This is a genomic window from [Collinsella] massiliensis (assembly GCF_002161605.1).
Lineage (GTDB): Bacteria > Actinomycetota > Coriobacteriia > Coriobacteriales > Coriobacteriaceae > Enorma.
Genome location: NZ_NFIE01000038.1, coordinates 1 through 2,525, shown reverse-complemented (window position 1 = coordinate 2,525; position 2,525 = coordinate 1). Strand labels below are relative to the sequence as shown.

Annotated in this window: 2 protein-coding genes; both read right to left on the bottom strand. The window is 69.3% G+C overall.

Translation table 11 applies throughout. The features are described from left to right. Nucleotides 1-164: 164 nt before the first annotated feature. On the bottom strand, nucleotides 165-2,168 hold the full coding sequence (locus tag B5G02_RS09950) for a cation:proton antiporter (RefSeq protein ID WP_094336095.1): 2,004 nt from the start codon (nucleotides 2,166-2,168) through the stop codon (nucleotides 165-167). Nucleotides 2,169-2,439: 271 nt separating this feature from the next. Next, nucleotides 2,440-2,525: IS3 family transposase (locus B5G02_RS10360; RefSeq protein WP_428843242.1), on the bottom strand; the 86-nt coding region annotated here is incomplete at its 5' end.

Below are 2,525 nucleotides of genomic sequence, written 5' to 3'. Positions count from 1 at the left end.
GCGAACAGGTCCGCGGCGAGCGACCTCGCCGCGCGCCCGTGCCCGTACCGTAGGTCGATGGACATGAGAATGCCCCCCATCTCTCGGACCTCCATTTCCGTGTCCAAGAAACGGGGGGCGGTTCACAATTGAACCCGTCCCCAATGACTCGCCGTCCCCGCGCGCTACGCGAACAGGCGGCTGGCGGCCTCCACCTGCTCGGCGGTGCCCACGAGCCCTACCGCGTCGCCCGCGCACAGCCTGGTCTTGGCGTCGATGAAGAGCGCCACCTCGCCGTCGCGGCGCAGGGCAACGGCGTTCGCACCGGTCTGCGCGCGCAGGTCAAGCTCACCGAGCGTCCGCCCCGCCGCGATGCTCCCCGCATCCACGGGCACCCACTCCAGCTCCACCTCGGAAAGCGAGGCCGCGAGCCGCGCGAACGCGCGCCGCCGCGCCGCCTGGGCACCGTCACCCAGCGCCTCGTACCCGCTCGCACGCAGCTCGTTCGCATAGCCCTCGATCTGGCGCGGCGTGTAGCCCAGGTCGATCATCGTGTGCCGCATGAGCTCGATGCCGCCCTCCAGCTCCGGGCGCACCACCTCGTTGGCGCCCGCCGCCACGAGCGCGGCCAGCCCGTCCGCGTCCGCCGCGCGCGTCACGATGTGCAGTCCAGGCGCGAGCGAGCGCGCCTCGTGCGCGATGACCTCGGCCGCCGCGTCCCCGCCGCCCGCGATCACGAGCACGCGCGCGCCATCCAGGTGCGCATGCGCCAGGATCTCGGAATTCGCCGCATCGCCCACGAGCGCGCAGAGCCCGTCAGCCTCCGCCTCCTCGGCCACCTCGAGCTCACGCTCCACCACGAGGCACGGGATGCCCAGGTTGTTCAATACCTCGGTCACGCAGCGGCCGGCGTTGCCGTACCCCACCACGACCACGTGCCCGTGCAGGTCGCTCGCCGGCTCCTCGAAGTGATGCGCATGGCGCTCGTACAGCGCGGCGAGCCGCCCATGGGCGCGGATCCAGCGCTCGAGCGGGTCGATGAGCTTGAACGCGAACGAGTTGAGCGCGATCGACACCACCGCGCCGCCCAAGATGAGCGTGTACTGCTCGGACGAGAGCACGCCCAGCGCCATGCCCGTCTGCCCGATGATGAACGAGAACTCACCGATCTGCGCGAGCCCCGCCGCCACGGTGAGCGTGCCGCGCAGGCCGGCGGAAAGCACCACGCCGAGCACCATGTTGATGAGCCACTTGCCCACCATGATGAGCGCCACGAGCGCGATGAGCTCGCCCACGTGCGCCGCGAGCGTGACGGGGTTCACCATCATGCCCACTGAGGCGAAGAAGATGATGGAGAAGAGGTCCTTGAAAGGGATGGCCTCGGCCGCGATGCGGTGCGACAGCTTGGAGCCGCTCACCACCACGCCGGCCAAAAACGCCCCGAGCGCCACCGAGAGGTCGAAGACGAGCGCCGCCGCCATGGCCGTGCCGAGGGCGATGACCACCACCGCCAGCTGGAAGAGCTCGGCCGGGCAGAAGCGCGCGATGCGCCCGAGCACCCACGGCAGCAGGCGCGAGCCTACCACGAGCATGAGCAGCACGAACGCCACCGTCTTGGCGAGCGCCCAGGCGAGGCCCGACGCGAGCTCCGCGCCCGAGGTCTCGCCGGGGCCGAACACCACGGGCAGCACCACCAAGATCACGACCGTGGCGAGGTCCTCGACGATGAGCCAGCCCGTGGCCACGCGGCCGCCGTGCGTCTGGTAGAGGCCGGCGTCGGTAAGGTTCTTGATGAGCACCACCGTCGAGGCGATGCTCACCGAGAGGCCGAGCATGATGCCCGCCTGCGGCGTCCAGCCGAACGCGAGCGCGAGCGCGTAGCCCGCCGCGGTGCCCACGGCGATCTGCAGGATGGCGCCCGGCACCGCGATGCCCTTCACCTCGAAGAGATCCTTGAGCGAGAAGTGCAGGCCGGTGCTGAACATCATGAACATGACGCCCACTTCGGCCAGCTGGTTCATGGCGTGCGAGTCGCCGATGAAGCCCGGCGTGAAGGGGCTCACCACGAGCCCGCCGACGAGGTAGCCCACGATGGGCGGCAGGCGCAGGGCGCGCGCCACGAGGCCGCCCGCGAAGGCGGCGACGAGCGCGAACACGAACGTCATAAGCAGAATGGTGTCTCCGTGCATGGGTCTCCTATGGGGTTCTTGGGGTGGTGGCCGTCAAAAGGCGAAACGCCGCCGCTCCGCGGGGCGCAGACATCGCGTATGCCCTTGGTGTACCCCGAAGCGCGCCGATTCATCCGGAGGCGGTGGGGCGAGACAGCGGGTGAGTCATCGGGGACGGGTGAGACAGTGGGGACGGGTTCAATTGACTCACCGAGACAATGGGGACGGGTTCAAATGACTCACTGAGTCATTGAACTGCACCCCAAAACTTGGACGCGTTAAATCATAACCGCTAAGCGGCCTCGCGGAGGGCCAGCTCCCGGAACTCCGCCGGGGTCAGGCCCTTCAGCTTGACCTGCCGCCTCACGTGGTTCCAGT

Coding starts and splice junctions, on each gene's coding strand:
- B5G02_RS09950 (WP_094336095.1), bottom strand. CDS start 2,168: ATGCACGGAGACACCATTCTGCTTATGACGTTCGTGTTCGCGCTCGTC.